Annotated in this window: 24 protein-coding genes; 12 read left to right on the plus strand and 12 right to left on the minus strand. The window is 59.6% G+C overall.

What is annotated here, in order from left to right:
* Positions 1–145: 145 nt before the first annotated feature.
* Entirely contained in the window at positions 146–412 is a 267-nt protein-coding gene (locus NLK60_RS16335; protein WP_254808834.1) for an HAH_0734 family protein, read from the minus strand.
* 324 nt (positions 413–736) lie between these two features.
* On the opposite strand from NLK60_RS16335, the gene NLK60_RS16340 reads away from it, so the two are divergent.
* The 6 genes from NLK60_RS16340 (at position 737) to NLK60_RS16365 (ending at position 3869) form a co-directional block, all read left to right on the plus strand.
* Positions 737–1021 (plus strand): 50S ribosomal protein L44e, encoded by a 285-nt coding sequence (locus NLK60_RS16340; RefSeq protein WP_254808835.1) that lies wholly within the window; start codon positions 737–739, stop codon positions 1019–1021.
* A gap of 5 nt (positions 1022–1026) precedes the next feature.
* Complete coding sequence (locus NLK60_RS16345; RefSeq protein ID WP_254808836.1) at positions 1027–1200, plus strand: 30S ribosomal protein S27e; 174 nt, start codon at positions 1027–1029, stop codon at positions 1198–1200.
* A complete protein-coding gene (locus tag NLK60_RS16350) occupies positions 1197–1997 on the plus strand; it encodes a translation initiation factor IF-2 subunit alpha (RefSeq protein ID WP_254808837.1) in 801 nt (266 codons plus the stop codon). The genes NLK60_RS16345 and NLK60_RS16350 overlap by 4 nt, the downstream gene beginning before the upstream one ends.
* Before the next feature lie 17 nt (positions 1998–2014).
* Positions 2015–2194: an RNA-protein complex protein Nop10 gene (locus NLK60_RS16355; protein WP_254808838.1), complete on the plus strand. Its 180-nt coding sequence runs from the start codon at positions 2015–2017 to the stop codon at positions 2192–2194.
* Between the two features lie 6 nt (positions 2195–2200).
* Positions 2201–2971: a proteasome assembly chaperone family protein gene (locus NLK60_RS16360; RefSeq protein WP_254808839.1), complete on the plus strand. Its 771-nt coding sequence runs from the start codon at positions 2201–2203 to the stop codon at positions 2969–2971.
* A 289-nt stretch (positions 2972–3260) separates the two neighbouring features.
* The gene (locus tag NLK60_RS16365) at positions 3261–3869 is read left to right on the plus strand and encodes a J domain-containing protein (RefSeq protein ID WP_254808840.1); all 609 of its coding nucleotides are present in this window, start codon (positions 3261–3263) and stop codon (positions 3867–3869) included.
* 50 nt (positions 3870–3919) lie between these two features.
* On the opposite strand, the gene NLK60_RS16370 is transcribed toward NLK60_RS16365, so the two are convergent.
* Positions 3920–4699, minus strand: a complete 780-nt coding sequence (locus NLK60_RS16370) for a DUF7839 domain-containing protein (RefSeq protein ID WP_254808841.1) — start codon at positions 4697–4699, stop codon at positions 3920–3922.
* 117 nt (positions 4700–4816) lie between these two features.
* Here NLK60_RS16370 and artA point away from each other — a divergent pair, with 117 nt between their 5' ends.
* Together artA and NLK60_RS16380 are read left to right on the plus strand one after the other, a co-directional pair.
* Positions 4817–5830 (plus strand): archaeosortase A, encoded by a 1014-nt coding sequence (artA, locus tag NLK60_RS16375; RefSeq protein ID WP_254808842.1) that lies wholly within the window; start codon positions 4817–4819, stop codon positions 5828–5830.
* Entirely contained in the window at positions 5823–6638 is an 816-nt protein-coding gene (locus tag NLK60_RS16380; protein ID WP_254808843.1) for a metallophosphoesterase, read from the plus strand. Before artA ends, NLK60_RS16380 begins: the two co-directional genes overlap by 8 nt.
* Positions 6639–6644: 6 nt before the next feature.
* On the opposite strand, the gene NLK60_RS16385 is transcribed toward NLK60_RS16380, so the two are convergent.
* Entirely contained in the window at positions 6645–8015 is a 1371-nt protein-coding gene (locus tag NLK60_RS16385) for an NAD(P)/FAD-dependent oxidoreductase (protein ID WP_254808844.1), read from the minus strand.
* A 260-nt stretch (positions 8016–8275) separates the two neighbouring features.
* Between NLK60_RS16385 and NLK60_RS16390 the strand changes: the two genes are divergently transcribed.
* Entirely contained in the window at positions 8276–9469 is a 1194-nt protein-coding gene (locus NLK60_RS16390) for a threonine synthase (protein WP_254808845.1), read from the plus strand.
* A gap of 175 nt (positions 9470–9644) precedes the next feature.
* Here the strand turns inward: NLK60_RS16390 and NLK60_RS16395 are convergent, their stop codons facing one another.
* The 6 genes from NLK60_RS16395 to NLK60_RS16420 form a co-directional block, all read right to left on the minus strand.
* A complete protein-coding gene (locus tag NLK60_RS16395; protein WP_254808846.1) occupies positions 9645–9941 on the minus strand; it encodes a DUF7521 family protein in 297 nt (98 codons plus the stop codon).
* Positions 9938–10315 (minus strand): winged helix-turn-helix domain-containing protein, encoded by a 378-nt coding sequence (locus NLK60_RS16400; RefSeq protein ID WP_254808847.1) that lies wholly within the window; start codon positions 10313–10315, stop codon positions 9938–9940. Before NLK60_RS16400 ends, NLK60_RS16395 begins: the two co-directional genes overlap by 4 nt.
* Before the next feature lie 421 nt (positions 10316–10736).
* Positions 10737–11951 (minus strand): Fe-S cluster assembly protein SufD, encoded by a 1215-nt coding sequence (sufD, locus tag NLK60_RS16405; protein WP_254808848.1) that lies wholly within the window; start codon positions 11949–11951, stop codon positions 10737–10739.
* A gap of 1 nt (position 11952) precedes the next feature.
* A complete protein-coding gene (gene sufB, locus NLK60_RS16410; RefSeq protein ID WP_254808849.1) occupies positions 11953–13383 on the minus strand; it encodes a Fe-S cluster assembly protein SufB in 1431 nt (476 codons plus the stop codon).
* Positions 13384–13444: 61 nt separating this feature from the next.
* On the minus strand, positions 13445–14359 hold the full coding sequence (locus NLK60_RS16415) for an ABC transporter ATP-binding protein (protein WP_254808850.1): 915 nt from the start codon (positions 14357–14359) through the stop codon (positions 13445–13447).
* Positions 14360–14704: 345 nt separating this feature from the next.
* Complete coding sequence (locus tag NLK60_RS16420) at positions 14705–19978, minus strand: DNA polymerase domain-containing protein (protein ID WP_254808851.1); 5274 nt, start codon at positions 19976–19978, stop codon at positions 14705–14707.
* A gap of 166 nt (positions 19979–20144) precedes the next feature.
* Between NLK60_RS16420 and NLK60_RS16425 the strand changes: the two genes are divergently transcribed.
* The 3 genes from NLK60_RS16425 (at position 20145) to NLK60_RS16435 (ending at position 21222) form a co-directional block, all read left to right on the plus strand.
* The gene (locus NLK60_RS16425) at positions 20145–20327 is read left to right on the plus strand and encodes a DUF7331 family protein (RefSeq protein ID WP_254810509.1); all 183 of its coding nucleotides are present in this window, start codon (positions 20145–20147) and stop codon (positions 20325–20327) included.
* A 98-nt stretch (positions 20328–20425) separates the two neighbouring features.
* Positions 20426–20788 carry a DUF7322 domain-containing protein gene (locus tag NLK60_RS16430; RefSeq protein WP_254808852.1) on the plus strand — a complete coding sequence of 121 codons (363 nt, stop codon included), beginning with the start codon at positions 20426–20428 and terminating at the stop codon, positions 20786–20788.
* Entirely contained in the window at positions 20785–21222 is a 438-nt protein-coding gene (locus tag NLK60_RS16435; RefSeq protein WP_254808853.1) for a DUF7346 family protein, read from the plus strand. The genes NLK60_RS16430 and NLK60_RS16435 overlap by 4 nt, the downstream gene beginning before the upstream one ends.
* 44 nt (positions 21223–21266) lie before the next feature.
* Here NLK60_RS16435 and rad50 read toward each other — a convergent pair whose 3' ends face one another.
* From rad50 to NLK60_RS16450, 3 genes are all read right to left on the minus strand, one after another.
* Positions 21267–23975: a DNA double-strand break repair ATPase Rad50 gene (gene rad50 / locus NLK60_RS16440; RefSeq protein ID WP_254808854.1), complete on the minus strand. Its 2709-nt coding sequence runs from the start codon at positions 23973–23975 to the stop codon at positions 21267–21269.
* A complete protein-coding gene (gene mre11, locus NLK60_RS16445) occupies positions 23972–25399 on the minus strand; it encodes a DNA double-strand break repair protein Mre11 (protein WP_254808855.1) in 1428 nt (475 codons plus the stop codon). The genes rad50 and mre11 overlap by 4 nt, the downstream gene beginning before the upstream one ends.
* A 139-nt stretch (positions 25400–25538) precedes the next feature.
* A complete protein-coding gene (locus NLK60_RS16450) occupies positions 25539–25808 on the minus strand; it encodes a MarR family transcriptional regulator (protein WP_254808856.1) in 270 nt (89 codons plus the stop codon).
* Positions 25809–25869: the final 61 nt, after the last annotated feature.

Genomic DNA, 25869 nt, shown 5'->3' on the forward strand with positions numbered 1-25869 from the left:
GTTGTCGGCAATTCGATTCACTTTATTCGGATCAGAACGCACAAACTGGCGTTCGAAACACACTTGGTGCGGATTCGCATATAAACCCCGGACATATCACCAACCACTGGTATGGACGCCCGAGCGCGTCGGTATTGCGGTCAGTTCAGGCCACCAGGTCGCCTTTGGCCTGCAGGACGGAGACCTCGCTAGCGTCGACGCGTTCGACCTCGAGCCAGTGTGGCGTAAAGTTTCGCAGCTGGAAGTCTTCGAACTCGTCTTCTTCACCGACCGTACACCAGAGCTGGACGCGGTCAGGACCGTGCCACTCCCCGTTACGACTGATACCAAAACAGACCAGTTCCTCCCCGTCGAGTTCGATGACCGCGCCTTTCCGGATACCGGGGTCCCCGTGGATGATGAGCCGTTTCATGTCCGCTGGTTCGAACGATGGGGAATTAAGCGCTTCGAAGCCATCCACGGGTTCACTTGGGTCTGTCGTGCGCCCTTCGAAGGTGCTATCGCTCCGGGGGACGTGAACGGCTATGTCTCGAGACACCTCCGGTAGGGTAGTGTCTCGAGTTCCTGGTCACCGATTTTCGCGTCTCAACGCGTGTCTGCGTCGTGGAACGCTATTGTTCACGCGAGTGTCGCATTACTGTGTGTGATCGCCACACACAATGCCTGTCCACTGTCGCGGTCGGAACCAAACGGGTTTTAAACAGGGATGCCATACCCCACTGCAAGTGAGTTAATCATGCAGATGCCACGCCGATTCAATACGTACTGCCCGCACTGCAAAGCCCATCACCAGCACGAGGTCGAGAAGGTCCGAACCGGCCGACAGACCGGTATGAAGCAGGTCGCCGACCGCCAGCGCGCCCGCCAGCTGTCGACCATCGGCAACTCCGGGAAGTTCTCGAAGGTGCCAAGTGGTGACAAACCGACGAAAAAGACCGACCTCAAATACCGTTGCAGCGAGTGCGGCAAAGCCCACCTCCGTGAGGGATGGCGTGCTGGCCGACTCGAGTTCCAGGAGTGATTGATATGGCAGGAAGCTACTACCGCGTCCGATGCAGTGATTGTGAGAACGAACAGATCGTCTTCGGCAAGGCCGCCTCCGAGGTCGCCTGTGCCGTCTGTGGCACGACGCTCGCCGTTCCGACCGGCGGAAAAGCCGAGATCGCACACGAAATCGTCGAGACTGTGGAAGCACGATGAAATACAGCGGCTGGCCCGAGCCCGGTGAACTCGTCGTCGGCAAGATCGAAGAAATCGAAGACTTCGGTGTCTTCGTCGATCTCGAGGAGTATCAGGACAAACGTGGCCTGATTCACATCTCCGAAGTCGCGAGTGGCTGGATCAAGAACGTTCGCGATCACGTTCGTGAAGGCCAGATCGCCGTCTGCAAAGTGATCGACGTCGACGAGTCACACGAACAGATCGATCTCTCGCTGAAAGACGTCAACGACCACCAGCGCTCGGACAAGATCCAGGAGTGGAAAAACGAGCAAAAGGCCGACAACTGGATGGAGATCGCCTTCGGTGAAGACATCGACGACGAACTGTACATCTCCATCGCCAACGAACTGCTTGGCGCACACGGCAGCCTGTACGACGGCTTCAAACAGGCCGCGATTCACGGCGAAGAAGCCCTCGAGAAGACCGACCTGAGCGAAGACGAACGTGCGGCCCTGGTCGAAACGGCTCGAGAAAACGTTTCGGTCCCCTACGTCAACGTTACCGGCTACGTCGACCTCGAGAACGCCTCTCCGTCCGGCGTCGACGGGATCAAAGCCGCGCTCGAGGCGGCCGAGGGGAACGGCGAACTCCCGGACGAAATCGACCTTTCGGTGAGCTACGTCGGCTCCCCCGAGTACCGAATCACGGTTCAGGCACCGAATTACAAAACTGCGGAAGCCGCGCTCGAGGCAAGCGCTGAGCGAGCGATTTCGGCGATCGAAGCCGAAGGCGGCGAAGGTGAGTACCACCGCGAGCGTCGTTCCGACGACGAGTAACGGCACCTCCATTTGTTATGAAATCAGATATTCACGTCTGTAGCGAGTGGGAATCGAACCACGAGCGGCCCGTATACACCCTTTCTCCTACCTGTCCCGAGTGTGGCGCCGAGAGTGTCAACAGCGCGCCCGCGCCGTTCGACCCGAACGATGCCTACGGCGAGTACCGACGCGCTCTTTACCGTCGCGTTCGCTGATAAGGTATGGACGCACTCGACATCGACGCAGTCGCCGAGGTCGACCTCAATGAGCCGGTTTTGATCGAAGGATTGCCTGGCGTCGGCCACGTCGGCAAACTGGCTGCCGATCATATTCTCGAGGAACTCGAGGCTGATACGACACTCGTTCGTCGGATCTATTCACAGGAGTTCCCGCCACAGGTGTCCGTCGACGGTGGCGTAACTAGTCTGACCTGTGCCTCCGTTCACGCGGTCACTCCTGAAACCGGCCGTGACATGCTCGTGTTGACTGGCGATCACCAGGCCCAGACGAACGAAGGACACTACGTGCTGACGGACGCGTTTCTCGACGTTGCCGAGTCCTTCGGCGTGAGCGAACTGTACGCCCTCGGCGGCGTCCCGACGGGCGAACTCATCGACGAGTACGCCGTTCTCGGGGCCGTGAACAACGAATCCATGCTCGAGGACCTCGAGGAGATCGGCGTGGAGTTCCGGGACGACGAACCCGCAGGCGGTATCGTTGGCGTCTCCGGCCTGTTGCTTGGGCTGGGCGAACGTCGTGGTATCGACGCCACCTGTCTCATGGGCGAAACCAGCGGCTATCTGGTCGACCCGATGAGCGCACGGGCGGTGCTCGAAATCATCGAGGAACGACTCGAGATCGACCTCGAGTACGAGTCACTCGACGAGCGAGCCGAGGAGATGAAAGACGTCATGGGCAAGATTCAGGAGATGGAGAACCAGCAACAGTCGATGGAAGTGCCAAGCGACGACGACCTCCGTTACATCGGCTAGTGGCTTCCCAAACCTGAACCGATGAGTGAAATCGATTGCTGTTGTCCGGTTTCACTCATTAGTCGATGTTTGGGAGGATACTAGTGAGCTTCTGGCCTGATAGTGGCTGTTGTACAAATTCATTTCCGGACGTCAACCCTATAGCGAGCGTTCGTGACCTGACGACAACGGTCCCTGTGAACTCACGGTTGTACGCAATCGTGTCGGGATCGACTCGAGCCACTTTTCTCTGTCGATACCACCACTGGAGAGCGAGCCTTTCTTTATCGCTCACGCCCTATCCGTAGACGTGTTAGCGAGCGTTCTCGAGGCGATTCCGCCAGCGGTTCTTGCGGGGCTTGCCCTTGGCGGGCTCTTCTCGTGTCTCGCCGCTGCAATCTTCACTGTCGGCGAGCGATGGTTCCCGACACAGTCGACCCCGACACAGGAGCGGGGTGGCTACTCGAGTGAAGGCCGTCGCCAGGGTGAAATTCGGTCGTACTTACAGGAAATCGGCGAACGATATATCGAAGGCTACTCGCTCGAGGGGACGACGGTTGCATTTTACTTGCCGACAAGAGACGTCGCGGTGACTTTCGACGCACAGGATTTCTTTCACCTGCAACAGACCACTGACACCTACGTTATCCTCGCCGAACACGAGATGCCGGGTGTCCATCTCGGTCATCGGTTGCCGTTCGAAGTACCCGAACAGGTACACACTGGACCAGTCGACGTACAGACGCGGCTCACACGGGCCTACCGTGCCCTCGAGGTTCCGAAAACAGCAGATGCAACCGAGATCAAGACGGCCTATCGTGAACGAGTCAAGCAGGTACACCCCGACCATGGCGGCGACCGTGACTCGTTTCGGGAGGTCCAGGAGGCGTACGCGACGGTGAAAGAACACGCCGAGTGACAGATTACGCTCGACGGAAGACGGGCCAATTCGTTCTCGAGTCGTCCTGTTCAACTCTCGAGCACTTCGTAGGTGACGTCACCATCACGCAACACATCAGTTACGCGGCCGACGGCGTCAGTCGTGGCGACGACGGCCACGTCGAGTCCACGTTCGGCTGCCGCAGCAGCGACGTTGCCGACGGCGAAGGTGGTTGCGGGCTCGATGTCGGTTTGCCGGAGGGCGACGACCGCTTCGACGCCCGTCGCGAGGACGAGGTCGGCGTCGCGACAGCCAGCGGCGAGGTCGGAACTCGAGACGGCATCGCTCCCGCCGGCGCGAACGGCGGGGACCTGCCAGACCGTGACGGCGCCCGGCTCGAGGTCGATGACGCCCTGAAAGTTCGTCACGCCGACGTCCTCGTCGGCCTGGGCGCCGGTCATCGCGACGCCCGTTGCGGGGCCCGCCGTGCCGGGCGTTGCGTGTAACAGGCCGTCTTCGAGGGTAACCGACACCGGATCTCCGGCCTCGAGTGGGGCGGTGGCGATGGCGGCGTCTTCGCCCATCGCACCGAGGACGTCTTCGGTGACGTGGTTGGCAAAGCGACTGACGTCGTCGGCAGCCTGAAACAGCCAGTCGACGCCCTCGTTGGTGACTCGATACCGTGATCGGCCCTGTTTTTCGACGTAGCCGTCCTCGACGAGTTCGCGAATGTACTCGCTGACGGCCTGACTCGTGACGCCGACTTCGTCAGCGATTTCGCCCTGGCTCACTGCCGGTTGTCGATGGGCAATTTCGGTGAGGATGCGAAAGCGCGTTGCCTCGCGTTTGTTGTCGAGGACGTCGACCATAGGTGACAGTTTACCCGACGTCGTAAAAAGTCACGCGGTCCCGGTAGATGGGCGGTCGTGTACGACCGACACACAGCGTCAGGTTGATACCGACCGAGTACATCAATTCGTCTGACTATGTCTTCGCCTCGGTCACTGGCACTCGACGCCGGCGCTTCCGTCGGTACCTCGAGTGTCGTCCCGGGATTTCTCGCTTCCGTCTCGGTCGCCGACGTCCTCGCGTGGGTTTCGATAGCGGGATTCGTGGCTGCGCTGGTTTTCAGTTGGCAACAGCGCAGTGACCTCGCTCGACACGTTGGCTCGGGTTCGTGGGTTCTGTTCGGGTTGTTCTGGTTGACCATGGTGCCGTACTACTATACTGACGCCCAGAGTCCGATTCAGACCGTACTGAGCCTAGTTGCGTTGCCATTGTGCGCGTATACTGGTTATCTGCTGTACAACGGACGACTTTCCTTGCTCACTCTCACCAAGGCTGTCGCAATTATGGGCATGATATATCTCCCAGTGGAGACGATTCCGTTCGTCCGCCAGTGGCTGATCGAAACGACGGCCGCACAGGCACACTTCGGGATGGAACTGCTCGGGTACAGCCCCGGTATCAACGAGGGAGCAAACGGCTACCAGAGTCGCTTCGATTTCGATCCCGATGAGACCGTCACCGGTCGAACGACCTACATCGTGCTCGCCTGTACCGGCATCGGGAGCATGGCTATTTTCGGCGGTCTGATCGCCTCGGTGAAAGCCCCGCTCAAACGCAAGGTGACCGCCTTCGCGTTGGCCGTCGGCGTCATCTGGTTCCTGAACTTCCTGCGTAACGTGTTCATCGCCATTGCCTCGCCCTACGGCTGGTTCCAGTACGACTCGCTGATCTACATCACGACGACGTTCATGGGTGCCCCTGAGAATCGCACTTCCTTCCTGGTTGCCCACAACTTCATCGCCCAGTCGCTCTCGATCGTCGCCCTCGTCGGTATCACCTATCTGGTCATCAAAATCCTCCCCGAAATTCTGGGCCCGCTCGAGGAAGCGCTGTTCGTCATCACCGGCAACGAGTACGACCTGTACGACGCGCTGGCCGACCTCGATGGCACACCCGTAAGCGAGGAAGCGGTCAACCCCGGTGATGACTGAGGACGACCACCCGATCGAAACCACCGACTACCGGCCACCAAACCTCGAGAGCCACTCGATAACGCTCCTCGAGCGAGCACTCTACCTCCAACGGAGCGACACGCTCGTCGTTTCTGACCTCCACCTCGGGCGCGGAGCGGCCTCGAACGTCGATGCACCGGTCGACGACGACGGGGACACGCTCGCTCGCCTCGAATCGCTCGTCTCCCTCACCGAACCCGAAACCGTGGTCGTCGCTGGCGACTGCTTACACGCCTTCTCGACGCTCCCCCGTGGGGTCGACTGGAGCGTCACCCGTCTCGAACGACTGGTCGCTGACGCGGACGCCGACCTGGTGATTACCCCGGGCAACCACGATGGGATGCTCGAGTCGGTGTACGATGGACCTCGCCCCAAGCTGTATCGGCCAGGACCCGGGACAGTGGTCTGTCACGGCCACGAACGTCCCGAACTCGAGGACAAGGTGGATGAAAGGCTCGGTCTCAGGGACGAACAGCAGGCACCCGAGTTCTCGAGCGAACGACCGGCTCTGTATATCGTCGGCCACGACCATCCGGCCCTCTCGATTGGTGGCCGAAAACGACCCTGTCTGCTGTTCGGCCCTGGTTGTGTGGACGGTGCAGATGTCCTGATGCTCCCGGCGTTTACGAAAAGTGCCGCGGGGATGACGGTCAACCGACTCCGCGGGTCGGACTTTCAGTGTCCGCTGGTCTCGAACCCAGACCGGTGGTATCCGGGCGTATACGACTCGAGACTCGCGGCGGTGCGATGGTTTCCGCCACTCGGGCAGTGTCGCTCGCTGCTTTGAACTGGCTCACCGTGAGACGTCTTCGAGCACCGCCTTCGCCGCCTGCCGACCGCTCTCGAGTGCACCCTGAATCGACGACCACCGGGTGTAATCGCCCGCGAGGTAGACCGAATCACCTGGGTCACGCGGGCCGGGAAGCGTCTCGTGGACGCCCGGTGGCTGGGCAAACTGGGCGAAGGGAATACGTGCGGTGTGAAGCATCTCGAGGTCGTCGAAGCGCCGCTCGGGGTACCACGACTGGAGTGCCGCTCGGGTACGCTCGCGGAGTTGGGCCGCGTCGGTCTCGAGGTCACCGAGATACGTCGCGCTCACCAGTGAGGCATCTTCGGGTGCGTACGAAGGTGTGACGTCAGTGTGTGGCGTGACGTGATTCGGCCCGTCGTCGTCGGCTGCGTTCAACAGCAGGCGCTTTCCGGTATCGAGCGTCGTCCCCGCCGGCAGTCGGTAGTACTGGGTGACACAGCCGGGCCCGTCGGTCGGAATCGACTCGAGTCCGGCCAGTTCGCTCGCCGTCGGCGGGTCGGTGGCAACGACAGCAGCGTCGAACGACTGGGTGTCTGTCGTCGTCTCGTCGCCACGCTCGAGGGTCAGTTCGACGCGTCCATCGTCGGTTCCCGTGACGGCGGTAACGGTCGTCTCGAGTTCGATCTGAGCGCCGGCCCGTCGCGCATTGGCCGCCAACTGCGCGGGAATCGCTCCCATTCCGTTTGCGGGGACTGCAATCGATCCCTCCGAGAGTGTTCGGAACGTGTACTCGAAGACCCGACTCGAGGTCGACAGACTCCGGTCGAGCGTAATCCCACCGTAGAACGGGGCGGCAAAGCGGTCGATGAACCGGTCGGAGAAGCCCGATTCTCGGAGGTAGCTCTCGATGCTGGTGTCGGTCTCGCCCTCTCGAGCGCCGGATTCACTCGAGGTGGCTTCAGCCACCGACCTGCCGCCGTCCGCGCTCGAGAACGGGAAAATCGATTCCAGATCGCGGGCGGCCAGGTTCCGGCGCAGTTTGAGTACTGCGAGTTTGTCGCCAATGGTGACGTCTCGATTGAGCAGTGTGGCCGGGAGCGCCCGCGGCTCTCGAAGCGGGTCCGCAAGCGTCGAGCGATGGCCGTCTCGAGCGATCACCGCACCCGGCGAGAAGGGTTTGAGATCCAGAGCCTCGAGGTCGAGTTCGGCACGAACGGCGGGATAGGCCGTAAACAGGACCTGGAACCCACGGTCGAACCGGAATCCGTCCTCGACGGTAGTCCTGACGCGGCCGCCGACTTCCGCGGCCCGTTCGTACAGCGTGACCTCGAGGCCACCGGCGGCGAGGTGGCGGGCCGTCACGAGGCCGGCCAGCCCCCCTCCGACGACCGCAACGGTCGGTGTCTGTGTCATACCGGCCGTTCGGTCTCCTGCTACAAATGGTTCGACCCCTCGGCAACCGATTCGTCGATTCCCAACACGTGCGAGACACTGATTTTGGTAGTATTTAGATAGTGAATACTACACATTGTGTATTAAAGGTTGAATACCGCTCCATAGTGACAGGCGTGTGTGCAGAGGTAGCCGAGTGACTCCTGGCGGTTCGTCTGGAGCGACAGTCTTTCGCGGGCGTGATGAACAGCGATTTGGTGCCGGCCTCCCACACCTCGAGTATGGAGACGACCGACGCGTTCGCCGGCCTCGAGTGTATCGACTGTGGCGAGACGTTCGACGCCGAGACAGGAACCCATCGGTGTGACGCCTGTGGTGGCATTCTGGACCCGACCTACGACTACGACGCCATCGACCTCGAGCGGGCGGACCTCGAGTCGCGACCGTTCGACTCGATGTGGCGCTACGAGGAACTGTTGCCGTTCACGCGCGAGTCGGCGGTGACGATGGACGAAGGGGCCACGCCGCTGGTCGACTGCTCGAAACTCGCCGACCAGCTCGGCGTCGACCGCGTCGTGTTCAAAGACGAAGGGCGAAACCCGACGGGGACGTTCAAAGACCGCGGCCAGACCGTCGCGGTAACCGCGGCGAGCCAGCACGGCGCGAGTGACGTCGCCCTCGCTTCGGCCGGGAACGCCGGTCAGGCGGCCGCAGCCTACGCCGGACGCGCCGATATCGATTCACACGTCTTCTTGCCCGCTCGAGCCGGCTTCACGAACAAGGCGATGGTCAACGTCCACGGCGGCGACATGACCGTCGTCGGTGGGCGAATCGGCGACGCCGGCGCGGCCTACGACGACGCGATGGCCGAACACGACGACTGGTACTCGGTGAAAACCTTCGTTACGCCCTACCGCCACGAGGGCAAGAAGACGATGCTCTACGAGATTATCGAGCAACTCGACTGGGAGGTTCCGGACGCCATCGTCTATCCGACCGGCGGCGGGGTCGGCATCGTCGGCATGTACAAGGCCGCCCGCGAGTTCGAGCAGCTGGGCCTGATCGACGAGATTCCGGCCTTCTACGCCGCACAGGCCACGGGGTGTCAGCCAATCGTCGAGGCCTTCGAGGCCGGAAAGAACCGGCACGACCCAGTCGAATACCCCGACACGATCTGTGGCGGCATCGAAATTCCCGACCCTGGCGCGAGCCCGTGGATCCTCGAGGCCCTCCGCGAGAGCGACGGTGGGGCGGTGGCGACCGACGACGAGGAAATCCTCGAGGCGGCAATCGCCGTCGCCAAGGGTGAGGGCCTCGAGATGGCACCGACCTGTGCTGCAGCAGCCAGCGGGGCCTGGGAACTCGGTGATAGTGGAGAGTTCGACGAGGACGCGACCGTCGTTATTCTCAATACCGGAACGGGGAACAAGGACGCAGACGTCCTTCGCAGTCACCTGATGGGGAAAGGTATCTGAACGCATACGCAGTCGCTCGAGGGCTGCGCCATCCGCCTCGCCGGTTTTCGACTGGCTGGCGCTTAAACCCCAGCCGGGAAGACGCATCTGGGGGTCTCGACTGTGCTGCCTACGAGTCTCCCCTCTCAGTTGTAACAGAAACGAGGCCGTGGCCACGAGTACCGTACGCGTCGGTTCAATCCACGTACAGCGAGTACGCGATTACGCCGAAGCCGACGAGGACGAGTAGACTTTCGATCAAAATCCCCGTCTCGAGCGTGACCTCGAGAATTTCGTACAACACGCCCGCGAGGACGAATCCGAGCGTCACGAGACCGAATCCGAGCGTCAACAGCCCCAGTTCGCGTCGTCGCGTGCGTCGATAGGCCTTCAACGCGAAGTAGGTAATCGAGCCGCCGACGACGAGGATCAGCGTTTTGACGATAGCCAGTGCAATCGTCACTTCCGTCGCTGCAGCAGTGTGTGGGCTCATACTTCCTCTCGCACCTCCGACCAGAGACTCGCCAGTCGTTCGTCAGTCGTCTGTGGCGGTCGATCGATCGCCACGGTCAGCTCGTTTTCCTCGTCTAGCTGTAACGAAATCTCTTCGAAGGCAATCGCATACTTGCTCGCGTGGTGGCCGTCACGGCGTATCTCGGTCGACTCCTCGAGTAGCGTCGACTCGGTCAACAGATCCAGCTTGCGATACAGCGTCGATTGGGGGATGTCACAGCTCGTTTTGAGTTCAGAAGCCGTCATAGGTTCCTCGAGATTCCGGATAATTTCCCGACAGTCTGGGTCGTCGAGAGCGGCACAGATGTCCTTGGCCGTCGGCAGCGATTCTGTGGCGGTCGGGTCCCGGACCATTCAGCTATTTCTACTCACAAGAGGGGTTTAGTGCCATCGGTTTCGCCGGTTTTCCCCAGGTGAAACTGTTTCTTGATCGAGATCGAGCCGGTCTGGACGTGTTTTTTCTCGAGGTGATACGCTGTCACTCAGTGGCTTCTCGAACCTGTATTTGTGCGTGAAATCACGCAGTGCGGTTCGATTTCACTCACCGGTCGACGTTTGGGAAGGTACTCAGTACGCCGTCAAGCGTCCACGTGTGGGTCGAAGCCGACAACTATCATCGGTTCGGCCCACACGGTCAGGCGTGACGAACTACTCAGGGCATCGTCACTGGGAGCGTTTCACGCCTCTCGCTGACGCCACTCGAGATCGAACGAACCGGTCCTGGTGACGGTGGAAAAACGACGGCCCAACGTGAGAAAACGAAACTGACCTCCGTTCAGTTCTCGAGTCGCTCTCGGATCAGCGTCTCGAGGTCCTCGCGCAGTTCGTCGACAGCGACTTCCTCGAGGACTGGCACGAAGAAGCCTTCGACGAGCATGTTGCGGGCCAGTCGTGGCGAGACCCCACGAGAAGTCATATACAACAGGTCCTCCTCGTCGATCTGGCCGACGGTCGCGGAGTGGCTGGCCTCCGTGTCGTGGTTGTTGATGATGAGCTTGGGGGAGGCGTCGGCTTCGCTCTCGTCACTCAGCATCAGGGTGTTTTCGCGCTGGTAGGAACTCGTGTCCCAGGCGTCACGGCCGACGTTCTGGACTCCTTCGTACACCGAGCGAGCGGTGTCGTCGGTGACGCCTCGGGTAACGAGGTCCGCCGTCGTGTGTTCGGCGCGGTGCCAGACCTTGACGTCGAGGTCGAAGTGCTGGTCGTTGTGGCCGAAGAACGCGCCGACGATCTGGGTCTCCGATGAGTCGCCAGCGAGCAGGGTCGAGGTTTCGGTTTTGGTTAGCTTCGTCCCGATGTTGCCTTCGATCCAGTTGATCGTAGCGTAGGTATCTGTCTCGCCTCGTTTGGCGGTGAAACAGTAGGAATCTTCGTCGAGATTCTGGAGGCTACCGTACTGGACGTAGCTGTTCTCGCCGGCGGCGATTTCGACGATGCCGCTGTAGTACTGTTCGTCCTCGAGTGCCGTCCCAGTCGATTGGCGCTCGAGAATCGTGACCGACGAGGATTCCTCGGTGATCACGAGCGTGTAGTTGAACAGCGAGCGGGAGTGCTGTTCGGTCCGGATGGTGACGTCTTCGGCGTCGACACCTTCGGGAACGTAGATGACCGTTCCGGTGGTAAACAGGGCCGTCGAAAGCGCCGTCAGGTAGTTCTCCTGCGGATCGATGATGGAGCCGAAGTGCTCGCGAACGAGTTCTTCGTGTTCGGCGAGTGCGTCGCCCCACGAAAGCACGTCAACGTCCTCGGGACCGACCTGATCTTTGTCCTCTGCCGCGTTGAGCGGGTCGACAAACGCTTCGAAATCGAGGCCGTGGAGGTTCGTCCAGTCTCGACCCGGCGTGCGGATCACGTCCGGCATATCGAGCGTCTCGAGTGCCTCGAGTGCATCGAGACGCGTCTCGAGCATCCACTCGGGTTCCTCGAGGTTCCCCGAGATTTCGCGTACCTGTGCGTCCGTTAGATTGGCGTGTACCTGTGTCGTGCTCATATTATCCGAGGCTTCCCTCCATCTCGAGTTCGATGAGGCGGTTGAGTTCGACCGCGTATTCGATCGGCAGTTCTTCGGTGATCGGCTCGATGAAGCCGGCGACGATCATCTTCTTGGCGTCGTCGTCGTCGAGGCCACGGCTCTGGAGGTAGAAGATGTCCTCGTCCCCGATTTTCCCGACGGTCGCCTCGTGGGCGACGTCGACTTTCGACTCCTCGATTTCCATGTACGGCATGGTGTCGGAGGTCGATTCGTTGTCGAACATCAGCGCGTCACATTCGACAGCCGTCGAGGAGCCCTCGGCGCCGTCGGCGATGTGGACGAGGCCGCGGTAATTGGTACGGCCACCGTCTTTGGAGATCGATTTGGACTCGATGGTCGACTTCGTGTTCGGCGCGTTGTGGTAGACTTTCGCGCCGGTGTCGATGTCCTGTCCCTCGCCAGCGAAAGCGATAGTGATGTGGGTGTCGGTTGCGCCTCGTCCTTTAAGAATCGAACACGGGTAGAGCATGGTGGCTTTCGAGCCCATCGAGCCCGAAATCCACTCCATGGTTCCGTCCGCGTCGACCAGTGCGCGTTTCGTGTTGAGGTTGAAGGTGTTCTTCGACCAGTTCTGGACGGTCGAGTACTGGACGTGTGCGCCTTCTTTGACGAAGACTTCGACGCCACCGCTGTGGAGGTTGTGTTTGCCGTATTTCGGTGCGGAACAGCCCTCGATGTAGTGGACTTCCGACCCCGGTTCGGCGACGATGAGCGTGTGTTCGAACTGGCCCATCCCCTCGCTGTTCATCCGGAAGTACGCCTGTACTGGCATCTCGACGGTGACGTCCTCGGGGACGTACACGAACGAACCGCCCGACCAGACGGCGCCGTGGAGTGCGGCGAACTTGTTGTCACTCGGTGGGACACACGTCGTCATGAAGTGTTCCTTGACGATCTCGGGGTGCTCTTTGACCGCCTGGTCCATGTTCATGAAGACGACGCCTTTTTCCTCCCACTGTTCTTGCATGTTCTGGTAGACGATCTCGGACTCGTACTGGGCGCCGACCCCGGAGAGCGCCTTTCGCTCGGCTTCCGGAATACCGAGTTTTTCGAAGGTATCCTTGATGTCGTCGGGCAGTTCGTCCCAGTCGTCGACGCCTTCACGTTTGTCGACGTCAGGGCGAATGTAGGGGACGATTTCCTCGACGTCGAGCTCCGACAGGTCCGGCTGTCCGGGCCAGTCGGTGGGCATCGGCATCGCGTGGTACTGCTTGAGCGCACGGAGGCGTCGCTCGAGCATCCACTCCGGTTCGTCTTTGTCTTCGGAGATCATCCGGATGACCTCTTCAGTCAGTCCTTTCTCTGACCGGACAGCCGAGCGCTCCTTCTGTTTGAAATCGAAGCGGGCTTCGGTGTCGGTCTCTTTGAGGTGGTCTTGTTCTGAACTCATAGGTTGTATCTGGTTGTGTTTACGGCTGTAGCGTTATGACGGTTTGGCTAGCTGAATACGGTTACGCCGCCTCGTATACCTCTTCGCGAACCCAGTCGTACCCCTTGTCCTCGAGTTGCTGAGCGAGGCTTGCGTCGTCGCTTTTGACGATCTTTCCGTCGAGCATGATGTGGACGCGGTCGGGTTCGACGTAATCGAGGATGCGCTGGTAGTGAGTGATCTGGAGGATGCCGGTGCCCTGATCGTCGCGCAGGGAGTTGATCCCGTTGGAGACGTCTTGCAGTCGGTCGATGTCGAGTCCCGAGTCGATCTCATCGAGGACGGCGATCGAGGGCTCGAGAATCGCAGCCTGGAGCACTTCGTTTTGCTTTTTCTCCCCGCCGGAGAAGCCGGCATTGAGATAGCGGTGGGCGAACTTCTCGTCCATGTCCAGTTGTGCCATCTTCTCGCGCAGGATATCCTGGAACTCGGAGACGCCGATCTCGCCGTCGTCGGCCGCTCCTTCCATCGGGGAGGGGACGGTTTCGTCTTCCTCGTCTTCGGCTTCGGCCGTATCCTCGTCTTCGTCCTCAAACAGCTCTTCGCGCTCTTCGATCTTTGCGTTGAGTGCCGTTCGGAGGAAGTTCGTCATGGTGACGCCTTCGATTTCGGCCGGGTACTGGAAGCCGAGGAAGACGCCCAGGGCGGCGCGTTCGTTCGGCTCGAGCTCGAGCAGATTCCAGGTGCGTTTGTCCTCGGGGATGTCGATTTCGTCACCGAACTCACCTTCCTCGAGGTGGAGCAAGACTTCGCCTTCGGTGACTTCGTAGGCCGGATGCCCGGCGATGACCTTCGAGCAGGTCGACTTCCCGGAGCCGTTTGGCCCCATCAGTGCGTGGATCTCTCCGGAGTTTATCTCGAGGTCGACACCGCGGAGAATTTGTTCGTCGCCCTCGGCCACTTCAGCGTGCAAGTTTTTAAGTTCAAGACGTGCCATATATTCGGTTACCTCTGTCGTTCGTGAGTGGGGTCGTCAGCCCCATAATGGTTTCGTATTTCATTGTGAACGGTGGGTCAATTGGAGAATTATTTTTCGATACAGAAAACAGAGTTTCTTGTCGGTGAAGTGCCGAAGCCAAGCCAGTTTCAATTAGGGACTATATGAGTCGCCTGATTCCCGGATAAATCCTACTATGCGACTGTATTCGGTGTTTTTTGACTGCTGTTTCTATTGTGGTTGATGTCAACAAACAACACTGGACACGTGGTGTAACCACATCTGGTTATCTTATCAGATCTGAAACGCGCACAATTGATGAGCAGAAACCCCGTCAACGGACGGTCACATGAACGAGTCCAGACCCGTCTGTTCCTGACCGGATTTGACTTCGTCCCAGGACATGCCAAGCGCCTCGAGAATCCGTTCGATCGGCCCCTGGAGGGTCTTCTCGAGCATTTTGTCGTAATCGACGCTGAACTCGTCTGGAATCTGGTCTTCGTACTCGAAACAGATTACGTCGGGGTCGCGTTTGAACGCCCCGTAGACGGGGTCGGTGTGCGGGTCGAGTCCTTCCTCGTCCTCGAGGCGACGGAAGAACGCCGGGTCGACCCGGTCCAGATACAGCCGTTTTGGCTTGCTCCCCCGGTCGAAGTTGGTGCCAAGCATTCGGTTGGCGTACTTCGCTCCGCGCACCTGGGCCGTGTCGGTATCGTAGTTATCGAGGCGCTTTCCGATGCCGCCAGGGATGGCGATCTCCTCAAGGCTGACGTCTCCCTCGAGGAAGTCGTCGATCACGCCGGCGACGTAGTCGGTCACCGCGTCGACGTCACCGTCACGGACGATCATCTCGATCACGCGGTGTTGGACTTCCTTCGTGATGGGTGCGATGTCAGAGCGCTTGTACTCGAAGCCGGTGATATCGATGTCGTCGACGTCTTTTCCTTCTTTCCAGACGATGTGGCCTGCGTAGCGCTTTTTCGTGCCGGCCTGGAAAAAGCGCCGATACAGTTTCTCGAACTCGATCTGGAAGCGGTGTAACTCCGCATTGAGTTCCTCGAGTGCGAAGTCGTCGTAGCGCTCGTTGACGTACTCCTCTATCTCGAAGGACTGGTCGATCGCTTCTTCGGTGGATACGTCGGGACCGAGCTCGAGCATGACGCTGTCGGTATTGTGGAGGACGAGACCACCAACCCCGTCAACAAAGTTCTCGTTTTCGGCAACGCTTAGATCGTACACGTACCCGTCTGAGTCGGCTTCTCGAAGGACGGGGTCCTGACCGGCCCGGTAGTAATCACACGTTCGAATGGTGTAACTATTCTTTTCGTCTCGATATTTTAACGAGTGTTTCTGACCCTGCTGGGTGAGCAAGGTGGAAAGACCGGCCGCGAGTTCTCGACTGACGGTCTCGTAGTCAAAATGGCGCTCGCTGTAATCCTCGCTATACCGTGGGAATTCGCGCGAACCATCACCTTCGATGAGGACGGTTAAAAACAGTGATTGCAGTGACTCTGGAAGGTGGAAAACGAACGAAGGAAGGCGTTTTCCGTGTGACGTTTGCCCGGCAAACTCTCGGAAGAATACTGCCGAAAGTTCGTTCATTAGCTGCAGTTTTTTCGTCTGATCATCGTACGTGATCTCGTCCTCTTCGTGCGGCGACGTCGACTCGATGGTTCGCACTGGACGACTGTCGGAATCGATTACCGTGGCAGTCGCCCCCTCGAACAGTCGTTCGTAGTCCGTTTTGAGCTGTTGTAACCACTCCATCCGAGATTCTGCAATCGATGCGCCGAACTTGCCTTTCGACGTTTCGGCTGTAGAGGCGCTTCCTTCGGTGATGTAGGCTGCAAGCAGGCGAACGAATGCTACCCCATCCGGGGAATCGAGATCGATATGGCGCTTCACTTTGACCGTCGACTCGAGCTCACCATGGTGTTCGTGGCCGAACCAGACGTACTCGTCGGTCGCGTGTACCCGTTTCACCTTGGTTTCGGCGTTTTCTCGGCCAACGCTTCGTCCGTCTTCGTACGTTCGTGTATACCCATCCAACACCTCGAATACGTCGACATTCGTGACAGTATCGACGGCTGGGATCTCCGGGACTCGAAGCGGCTCATCGACATTTTCGGGTGTCGCCTCGACGTATTCGTTATCCGCTTCGACAATGTAGGCGTGATCTCGCGTCGTCGTCGACTCACCGAACTTGTGCTGGAGCGTGATAACTGGTTTGTCGGTTTTGTGACGAATAATCTGTTGTATCGGCTGCCACTCAGCCTCCCCGTCTGCCGAGACCGAGAGTGCCTCCCAGCCCTCGAGTTGGCGTCGGTCTTTGCCAATCGAAGTGGCACCCACTGTTCCGCCGTCTGCAGTAATCAAGACCCCAGAATCGGCAGTCTTCGTCGCGTCCTGAAAGAGGGTTTCGATGGGCTGTACCTGCACGTACCCGTTCGAGTCGCGAACGACGACTGGGCGGTCGCCGGTTATACTGTCCCCGTAAGCCACGTCGTACCCGATTTCGTTCGAGGCTTCTTCGGTGAACTCGATGACTTCTCGGCCGGTAGCGGTGATCGCAGATGCCGCCTCTTTGTCGTAGAGCCGGAACCGTTCCCACCCCGAAACGCCATACAATGACTGCCCGACGAACTGAAATTTTCCATTCCGGCCCGCAAGCAAGGTATGATTGTCAGCAACGGTGACACAGTAGACGCCGTCTTCGGCCGTACTCCGGGAGGAACTTCGGTGCATCCGAAGCGTATTCTTCGAGTCCTCTGTGACGTAAATTCGCCAGGATCCGCTATCGTGGTCGTAACTTCCAGTCAACCCGAGATGGGCACAGAGGCGAAGCACGTCGTCTCGCAATTTCTCGCTCGAAGTTGTGTACCGCCAACTGTTCGTCTGCCAGTCGCCGTCACCGTCGATCAGGGTCTCGAGGAAGCGTCGTTTCTGACGGCTACTGCACTCGAAGATGAAATCCGGAATACGCTTCTCGAAGCTGTTGTCGCCGCACGTCTCTCGAAGGAATTCGCCGAACAGTTTCGACGTGAACTGGTAACATCGGTCGTCGACGTAACAGTCGAATCCCATCTCCTCGAGCAGAGAACCGATCGTCGTGTGGTGGTCGACGCCACCATCAGCCACTGGCACGACGTTCTGGGCGATTTTGACGGTCGTCGCTGAACCGCGAGTCTTTCCGTTGAATTCTTTCGTCTCTGACGTGTAAACGTTCCCTTCCGTGATGTACCAGGCGAGCAAGTCGAGAAACGCGTCGCCGTCATAGGTACGTGGAATCCACTTTCGACCGGATTCCAGATGGACGAAGCTTCGTTCACACACGTCCTCGATGTACTCGCGGTTGGCCTCGAACTCTTCGGCCGTGAAGACGTATCCCGTCTGTCCAACGTCGGCTTTCGGGACTCGCCTCGGCGTCCACCCGAGTTCGGCAGTGAACGTGTGACCGTGCACCGATGGCCGAACCCAGACTTCGTATTCCCCGTCGATCATCCTCGTGAGGTCGACGGTCTCCAGTGTGTCACCGCCAGGACCGTCCCAGTCGTGTGGCAACTCGTAATTCGTCGCTCGATCTAGCGATCCAGCTTCGATGAACCGATACGTGTCTTCAGTAATTCCATTTCGCTCGTTCTTTCGAACGAGCATACGATGATTTGGCGTTACTCGAAAGTCGATTTTACTGGTCTGTATATCGATGAGTTCGTTCGTATAGTCCGGATATGCGTGTGTCTCTGTGACCGGTTTGACCTCCATTCGCATTGTTTCCGGATCCAACGAGTAGACCTCGTCACCCACCTCGAGCGCCGTGACATTTTGAACACCCTTGGGAGTTAGCACTTCAGTGTCCGGCGTGAAGCAGTTCATAATAACTTTGACAGCTCCTTGCTGTCGGTCGTACTGTTCGTACGGCTGGGTTCCGGGTTCGTGCTCGTTTCGAAGAGTCTTTTTCTCTTCACGTTCGGCCAGCAACTCGTTGATCATCTCCCGCATGACGCCGTCGGGTTCCTGGCGGAAGTGCGTGCCCGAGGGAGCGATATGCGTCTCGCCGTCGTACTCCTCGGGGTCGACTTTCGTCTCCGGTGAGGCGTTGATCGTCACCATACACATCGGATACAGGCTCTTCAGGTCGAGCACCGTCACGTTCTCTTTGACGCCCGTAATCGGGTCGAAAACCGCCCCACCTTCGTACTCCTCACCCGCTTCCTGTTGTCCTTTCGAGGGCAACGCAAACCGACCGTACGCCTCGTGGAGGACGTACATGTCGACGGTATCACCTGGCGTTGGTGCATCCTCGAGTTTACAGCCGACGAACGTGCGCACCTCGTCCCAGAAGGCGACGATCGACTGCTGGCGGTCGAGTTCGACACAGAGTTCGACGTCCCGCAGGTTGTACTCGAGCAACCGTTTCGGGTCGTTCTCCCAGAGGTCCCCGATGGAGCCGGCATAGCGCTCTTTCCCAACACCTAACTCAGCCTCGCCAACCGCGTCCAGCCGGTAGGAATCTAGTTCCGAGAACACCATTCGCTGGTAGCCATACAGCAGGTCGAAGACGACGCGGCCTTTGATGTCCGGACCGCCCCAGTTGCTTCGCCAGACCTCGTCGACGCGGGAAAGCTGGTCGACCTCGAGGTCGTAGTCGTGGTGGCTCCCCTCGAGGACCTCGAGCCTGTCGAGGAAGTAGGGGGCGTCGAAATCGTCGAAATTCCAGCCCGTTAGGACGTCTGGATCCGTTTCGTCGATGTACGAGACGAACGACTCGAGCATGGCTTCTTCCTTCTCGAAGGCGCGAACCTCGTGGTGGATGTCGCCTTCGATGGGTTCGTACTCGCCTAACTCGTGGGGTATCTCTCCGTCGCCCTCGTCGGCTTCGAACACCCAGAGGATGTACTCGTCCCGGTAAGAGTCGTGACTGGCCAGGCAGATGATCGGTTCTTCGCCATCTTCGGGGAATCCGTTTCGGTCGTCGACCTCGATGTCGAACGTCTGGACGCGCGGGTCGGCTTCGACCGCACAGGCCTCGAGTTCGTTGTGCGGGACGACCAGGCTTCCATCGTCTGCTCGTCGCGCCGGAACTCGGACGCCGCTTCGGATGTCCTTGTCGATAAGCAGACGGTTCGGGAACAGAATGTCCGCCTCGTAGTGGTCGAACTCGTCACGAATCTGCCCGACGTCGCGTGGCGTCTGACCGAATATCTTTGTCAGGTTCTGGCCACGGATGCTCTCGTAGGGGTCGCCGTTTTCGTCGGTTTCCTCCCAGTCCGTAATGCGCTCGTTTCGCTCGAGACGGTCGACATCGAGCGTGTCGGTCGGGGCGTAAAAATACGGCTTGAAGCCAACCACCTGGATGTGCTCGAGTTCGTTGTCGGTCGTTCGGCCAAAGACGTGGACGATAGGATGTTCGTCGTCACCGTAACCAGCGACGGTGTAATCGACCTGCATGACGGCGACTTCGACCGTTCCCTCGGGTTCAGGGAGCGTTTCGCGCTGCACGTCGATCACCTCGCTTGCACTCGAACCGCCGTTGCCGGCGACGTGGGCGGCTTCTGCTGCCGGGCGCTCGTCGTCGTCCGCGGCGAAGGCGTCCAACCCAGTCTGCCCCGAATCACTCATGATATCCTGCTTTGTAGGCGTCCGGTAAAAACCCACTCGAATCGCCTGGCAACTCGTCGGTAGCACGCGGAAGAACGGTCGTCGCCACCGGTCGTCAACCTGTTGGACAGCCGATAGCTGGGCAACAAGACATATAACGTGGTAACACATAGCATGGGTTGAGGTAATTGCCGTGTCTATCCGTGTTAATGACGATACGACGGACGGAAGCGAACCGCGTGGCCAACCCGATGGAACGGCCACGATCGAGTCATACGAAACGGACGAGGGCGTCGTCTTCTATGACGCCGAAAATCCCCTCGCGTGGGTAGAGACCACGCGAACACTCTCGCTCGAAGAACTCGCCTGATCGGTGCACAGGCGTCATCCCGCGTGCTGCTTTTTCGCCGAATCAGCGGCCAGACAACAACGCGAACGTTTTTTGCACACTGCGAACGTCTTCGACGTGTGGACTTCGAGCCGAGCGAGCACGAACCGGACGAATACGACCCCGAAGCGGAGTTTCGGGACCCGACCAGCGACTCGCTCACGATTCCGGACGTTTCCGAAAACGCTGGAGATACCGATCCGCAGCTGACGACCCAGTTCTGGGTGCTCGTCATGGTCATCAAGGCGGCGCTCATAGCGCTCTCACTCGGCACCCTCTTTCTCATCTTTCAGACGAATCAACGGGCCGGCTGGCTCTTTCTGGGTGGTGGACTCTTACTCTCTATCTTTGCGCTCAGACGCTATCGTGACGTGGCCGCAACCATCGAGGCTGCGTCCGGAGAAGAAACGACGACCACAGACGAAACATCGGGGGATGCATGAACGTCGTCGTCGATACCGACGGTACTCGGTACCTCCTGCTCAAACGCTCGAGTGACTCGAGTCTCGTTCGCGATCCGGAAACGAACGTCACGAAACACGTCGACAACGACCGCCTCGAGCATCTCGAAGGCGAATCGCCGTTAGAAACTGCGGCACGGGCTATCCCGGACGATATTCGTACACTGATACTCGCGACACCCGACGAGCGAACGCTCGGGCTCCTCGTCGAACTCGCCGATAGAGGGCCGCTGGGCGTCCGAGAACTGCTCGAGACGACTGACTTCTGTGAAAGTGACTTGCACGGACGCCTCACCCTGTTGACGGCTGCCGGCGTGCTCGCTAAAACGCAAGTCGGTGGCGAACGCGGCTACCGGACCACCGAGTCGATGCGGCAAACGCTCGAGACGCTTCGATCGCTCTCACTCGAGGAATAGCTGGAATCGTGGCCAGTCGTTCGAAAAGCGCTCAGACCGAAGCGTTAGTCCGAGCCGGCGGCGAGCAATGCGGCTTCGGGTGGCTCACCGCGTTCGATACGCGAGCGATTCGAGGTAGCGTCCTTCTCGACTCGAACGAGGTCGTCGGCGGCCCCGACTAGCTCCTCGTCGTGGCTGACCACGAGAATCTGTTCGACGCCCAACTGGCGCATCGACTCGATGAGCGAAACCAGCTGGGTGACGTGGCCCGAATCGAGAAACACCGTCGGCTCGTCCAGAATCAACGGTGGCATGGGTGCAGCCCCCTCGACACCTTCGGCGAGCAACCGATAGATGGCACAGCGAAGACTCAAATTGAACAGCGCCCGTTCGCCACCCGATAGCTGTTCGGGTTCCAGCGCTTCGCCGTCTTTCTGATAGACCGTTAGACGATACGACCCGTCGAGATCGATGGACGCGTAGGAATCGTTCTGATACACCAGTTCGAACGTCTCGTTGAGCAGGCGCTCGAGCGTATCGACGTTTCGCTGGCGCAGTTCGGCCCGCAGTTCCCCGTAGGTCGTCTGCAGGGTTTCGGCTTCGTCGTACAGCGATTGTAAGTCCTCACACCGTGCTTTTACCCGCTCGAGGTCCGCTCGCAGTTCCTCGAGGTTCTCGAGTTCCCGTTCGACGGCTCCGATTGCGCCCTGCACTTCCTCGCGCGTCTCCTCGAGTTCCTCGAGTCTGGGTTCGACCTGCTCGAGATAATCCCGGGCGTTTTGCTTTTTCGTCCGCGCTTCTTCCACCTTCGAGGGATCGAACTCGGCCTCGAGTTCTCGTTTGCGCTCGCGTTTTTCGGTGAGCCTGTCCCGCCGCTCGTCGTTCAACTCGGCTTTACTCGCGCGTTTCTCGCGTACCGTGTCGATCCGTTGCTCGAGGTCGGCGAGCCGGTCAGTTTGGTCCGCAACCGTCTCGAGGGTTTCGCGTTCGGTACGGATCTCGGCCCGTTCGCCGTTGATTTCGCCGAGTTGCTCTCGAGCCGACTCGATTTCGGCCTCGATCTCCGCACTTGTTTCACGCTTGGCCGCTGCCGTCTCTTCCAGTTCGACCGCCCGTTCGAGCAGCGTTTCACGTCGCTCGCGACGTTCCTCGAGTCGTTCGCGTTTCTCCTCGAGGAGCGTCGTCGCATCGCTGATCCGTTCTTGGATCTCGCGAATCGTCCGTTCGGCTTCGACCAGCGATTCGGCCGACTCGAGCGCCCCACGAGCTTCCTCGAGGGCCTCGACGCACGACTCTCGTGTGTCCTCCAGGTCGGCGAGTTCTTCCCGACGCTCCTCGAGAACGTCGACGTGTGGCGAATCCTCCACTGGCTGACCACACTCGGGGCAGTTGCCTTCGGCGAGGAGGGCCTGGCCCTCCTCGATCGACGACTCGAGGGCCTCGATCTTCGCGTCGATCGACGCCAGTTCGGACTGACACTCGTCACGCGCTTCGACACACTCCTCATGGTACGCGGCCGCCTCACCGACGTCGACCGGGGCTCCCTCGAACGTCGCCCGTGCCGTCTCGATCGTCTTCTCGAGATTCGCTCGTTTTTCGGTTCGTTGCTCGATGGTCTCCTCGTCCTCTTCGATTGTTTCGGCCAGTTCCGACGCCTCCGTCCTCGCCTCAGCAGCTTCGTCCTCGAGTTCTTCGGCACGCGATCGCAACGTCTCGAGCTCGTTCTGTTTCCCTTCGATTTCGATCTGCTGGGTCTGTAACTGGTCTCGAAGCTCTTCGTCGCGGTCCCCGATAGTATCGAGGCGATCCTCGACGGTCTCGCGAATCTCGGTTTCGCTCGAGGAGTCTCCCGAAACCTCGAGCGCCAGAGAGGCTACCGTCTCGTCTCTGTCCGCTTCCGTCTCCGACCGTTCGTCTTCGAGCGCGGTGATCGCTTCGAGCAGCTCCTCGCGTTCGGATTCCGTGGCTTTGATCGTCGACCGTAACGCCTCGATTTCCTCCTCGAGGACGTCGATTTCCTCCCGCGTGTCCTCGTACTGCTCGAGTGTCGTTTCGGCCTCCTCGAGTGTCGCCTGTGCAGCGTCGCGTTGCTGGCTGTAGTTGTCGATCTGTTCGGTCACCTCGGCTCGGCGACTTTCGAGTCCGTTGAGTCGCTCGTGTAACTCCTTGTGTTCTTTCTGTTCGATCTGTTCTCGCAGTTTCTCGAGTGCGCCCTCCTGTCGGTCGAGGACGTCTTTGACCCCGAGTCGTGCTTCGCTCGCGCGCTCTCGATACTCCTCGAGTGCGCCCAGCTGGAGCAACTCGTCGATCATGTCCTGTCGCTCACGTGGCGAGGCGTGAATCAACTTGTTCACCTCGCCCTGCCTGACGTACGCACAGTTGACGAACGCGTCGGCGTCCATCCGCAACAGTTCGGTAACCGCCTGTCGGACGTCCCGCGCCCCTTCGACCGAGCCATCGGACAACTCGAGGACACACGTCGTCGTGGTGGCTCGGTCGCCGCGAAGTTTCAGTTCACGCTGGATACGGTACCGCTCTCCATCGTGGCTGAACGTGAGTTCGACCGACGTTTCCTCTTCGCCGGTGGTGATGACATCGTCGAGGGTACGGTTGTCGAGTGCCTTCGACCCGTACAGAGCGAAGAAAATCGCCTCGAGTAGCGTCGATTTACCGCTTCCGTTGACGCCGTGGACGACGGTGACGCCGTCCTCGAGCCCCAGTTCGGCTTCCCCATAGCACTTGAAGTTTTTCAGTCGGAGTGAAAGTACTCTCATGCGAAATCACCCAGTGAAGTCGTCGACTCTTTCGATTCGTCGCTTTCATCGGCCCTGCCCGATTCGTCTTTTTTACCGACTGTACTCGAGTCTTCGCTCTCGTCGACAACACTCGATTCGTCGTTTTCGTCGGCTGGGTTCGTGGTATCTTTCCCATCGGTATCATCAACCCTCTCCGTATCGGCCCCGTCGTTCGAGGGGGTTACGTCGCTTGCGCCCTCTTCCGCGTGGTCGCCTTCGGAATCGGCGTCTTCGGAGAGCGAATCAGCCAGCGTGTTCACCTCGTCCGGGTCTCGATTCGGCGCGGGTGCGAACGCCGATTCGTCGGCCTCGAGCAGTTCCGTCACGCGACGCTCGACGGCCTCACGCACGTTCGAATCCGCCAACTCGCTGTCACGCACGGTTTCGTCGATTTCGAGGGCTGCGTTACTCAGTCCCATCTCCCGCACACGCTTTCGAACGGCCGCGTCCGGATCTGCGAAACTGACGGTCACCTCGTCGTCGGTGTCGGAAATCTCCCGTCGGTCGTTGACCCGAGCGACCAGCGCACCTCGCTCGAGGGCTAACTCCTCAACCGTTGCGGGTGTGATCGGTCGCCCGTCACCTTCTACGGTGACGATGACGACGGCGTCCTCGAGGTCGTACTCTCGAACGCGTTCCTGAACGCGGTCGATTCCTTCTTCCTCGCCCAGTTCGACGTCGACGAACACGAACTCGCGGGTGTCGGGAACAGATCGTCGGCTGATGGTGACGTCGCTCTCGAACGTGACGAGGTTGTACCCGCGGTCGTCTCGCTCGCTCGCACTCGCGCGCTCGGTGGAACCACAGTAGGTGACCCAGGTACCCCGCACTTCGGCGGTGTCCGGGGCGTGATTGTCCCCGAGTAACATCGCATCGAACGTCACGTTCGAGCGCTCGAGGACGGTTTCGGTGTCCCAATCGGCGTGAGCGAACGGTTCGAATAGGCCGTGGCTGACGAGCGTCGTATGCTCGGCGTCCTCGGGAACGGGATCGAAGTCGTATGGGAGGTCCTCACGTCTGGAACGCGGCACGAAATCGAGCCCGTAAAGCGCCAGATCGTCGACGACCACAGGGGACGCTCCGAGTCGGGTCGCCAGCCCCAGATCCGCAAAGAGGTCGAGCCACTGGGCGTCGCGTTTGCCCTCGTGGTTCCCGACGACGGCAAGGAAGGGGATGTCGGCATCGGCTAGTCGCCGTAAGATTTCGACGGTCCCTTGCAGATCGAGCAGGCTGGGCCGTCGGTCGTGAAAGAGGTCGCCAGCGTGGACGAGCGCGTCGACGTTCTCGGCAATTGCATCGTCAGCGACTGCACTGAACGCCTCGAGAAAGTCCCGTCGTCGCTCGGGCGTGTTGTACTGCTGGTACCCGATATGGGTGTCGCCCGTGTGTGTCACCCGCGTCATCTACGGCGACCTTGTTCGCCATCGCCTAAAGGGATTGCGTGACTGGGGTGAAAGTGAACGAAAACTCGAGAACTCGTGGTTGGTCGACCGGTAAGGTGCTAACGGTGATATTCGATCTCGAGTGATACGTCAGTTGCAGTTAGTGTTCGATCTCGAGTGAGTACAACCGCTTGCGTGCATCGGAGAACGAAAAGCGCGACTCGATGACGTTCTCTTCGTCCAGTCGGTTCAGGGCGTACCTGACTGTGCGGGCCGGGAGCAGACTCTCTTCGGCGATCTGCTGTTGGGTCATCGTCTCGTTGTACTCGAGAACTTTCGCTACGAGTTTGGCGCTGGGTGGCAGTTCTCGGACGTCGTCCCACGTGCCTCTGTCGGGTTCGCTCGTCTGAAACGGCTCTGATATGCTCATCGTAGCACAGGCTTGTACATACAAGGTAATAATATTTGCTGTTTATGTTTATGACTGATAG

The sequence above is a fragment of the Natronosalvus amylolyticus genome, from assembly GCF_024298845.1.
Taxonomy (GTDB): domain Archaea; phylum Halobacteriota; class Halobacteria; order Halobacteriales; family Natrialbaceae; genus Natronosalvus; species Natronosalvus amylolyticus.

What these genes read in the sequence shown, in the direction of transcription:
- NLK60_RS16335 (WP_254808834.1), bottom strand. Translation starts at nt 412, where the DNA reads ATGAAACGGCTCATCATCCACGGGGACCCCGGTATCCGGAAAGGCGCG.
- NLK60_RS16340 (WP_254808835.1), top strand. Translation starts at nt 737, where the DNA reads ATGCAGATGCCACGCCGATTCAATACGTACTGCCCGCACTGCAAAGCC.
- NLK60_RS16345 (WP_254808836.1), top strand. Translation starts at nt 1,027, where the DNA reads ATGGCAGGAAGCTACTACCGCGTCCGATGCAGTGATTGTGAGAACGAA.
- NLK60_RS16350 (WP_254808837.1), top strand. Translation starts at nt 1,197, where the DNA reads ATGAAATACAGCGGCTGGCCCGAGCCCGGTGAACTCGTCGTCGGCAAG.
- NLK60_RS16355 (WP_254808838.1), top strand. Translation starts at nt 2,015, where the DNA reads ATGAAATCAGATATTCACGTCTGTAGCGAGTGGGAATCGAACCACGAG.
- NLK60_RS16360 (WP_254808839.1), top strand. Translation starts at nt 2,201, where the DNA reads ATGGACGCACTCGACATCGACGCAGTCGCCGAGGTCGACCTCAATGAG.
- NLK60_RS16370 (WP_254808841.1), bottom strand. Translation starts at nt 4,699, where the DNA reads ATGGTCGACGTCCTCGACAACAAACGCGAGGCAACGCGCTTTCGCATC.
- artA (WP_254808842.1), top strand. Translation starts at nt 4,817, where the DNA reads ATGTCTTCGCCTCGGTCACTGGCACTCGACGCCGGCGCTTCCGTCGGT.
- NLK60_RS16380 (WP_254808843.1), top strand. Translation starts at nt 5,823, where the DNA reads ATGACTGAGGACGACCACCCGATCGAAACCACCGACTACCGGCCACCA.
- NLK60_RS16385 (WP_254808844.1), bottom strand. Translation starts at nt 8,015, where the DNA reads ATGACACAGACACCGACCGTTGCGGTCGTCGGAGGGGGGCTGGCCGGC.
- NLK60_RS16390 (WP_254808845.1), top strand. Translation starts at nt 8,276, where the DNA reads ATGGAGACGACCGACGCGTTCGCCGGCCTCGAGTGTATCGACTGTGGC.
- NLK60_RS16395 (WP_254808846.1), bottom strand. Translation starts at nt 9,941, where the DNA reads ATGAGCCCACACACTGCTGCAGCGACGGAAGTGACGATTGCACTGGCT.
- NLK60_RS16400 (WP_254808847.1), bottom strand. Translation starts at nt 10,315, where the DNA reads ATGGTCCGGGACCCGACCGCCACAGAATCGCTGCCGACGGCCAAGGAC.
- sufD (WP_254808848.1), bottom strand. Translation starts at nt 11,951, where the DNA reads ATGAGCACGACACAGGTACACGCCAATCTAACGGACGCACAGGTACGC.
- sufB (WP_254808849.1), bottom strand. Translation starts at nt 13,383, where the DNA reads ATGAGTTCAGAACAAGACCACCTCAAAGAGACCGACACCGAAGCCCGC.
- NLK60_RS16415 (WP_254808850.1), bottom strand. Translation starts at nt 14,359, where the DNA reads ATGGCACGTCTTGAACTTAAAAACTTGCACGCTGAAGTGGCCGAGGGC.
- NLK60_RS16420 (WP_254808851.1), bottom strand. Translation starts at nt 19,978, where the DNA reads ATGAGTGATTCGGGGCAGACTGGGTTGGACGCCTTCGCCGCGGACGAC.
- NLK60_RS16435 (WP_254808853.1), top strand. Translation starts at nt 20,785, where the DNA reads ATGAACGTCGTCGTCGATACCGACGGTACTCGGTACCTCCTGCTCAAA.
- rad50 (WP_254808854.1), bottom strand. Translation starts at nt 23,975, where the DNA reads ATGAGAGTACTTTCACTCCGACTGAAAAACTTCAAGTGCTATGGGGAA.
- mre11 (WP_254808855.1), bottom strand. Translation starts at nt 25,399, where the DNA reads ATGACGCGGGTGACACACACGGGCGACACCCATATCGGGTACCAGCAG.
- NLK60_RS16450 (WP_254808856.1), bottom strand. Translation starts at nt 25,808, where the DNA reads ATGAGCATATCAGAGCCGTTTCAGACGAGCGAACCCGACAGAGGCACG.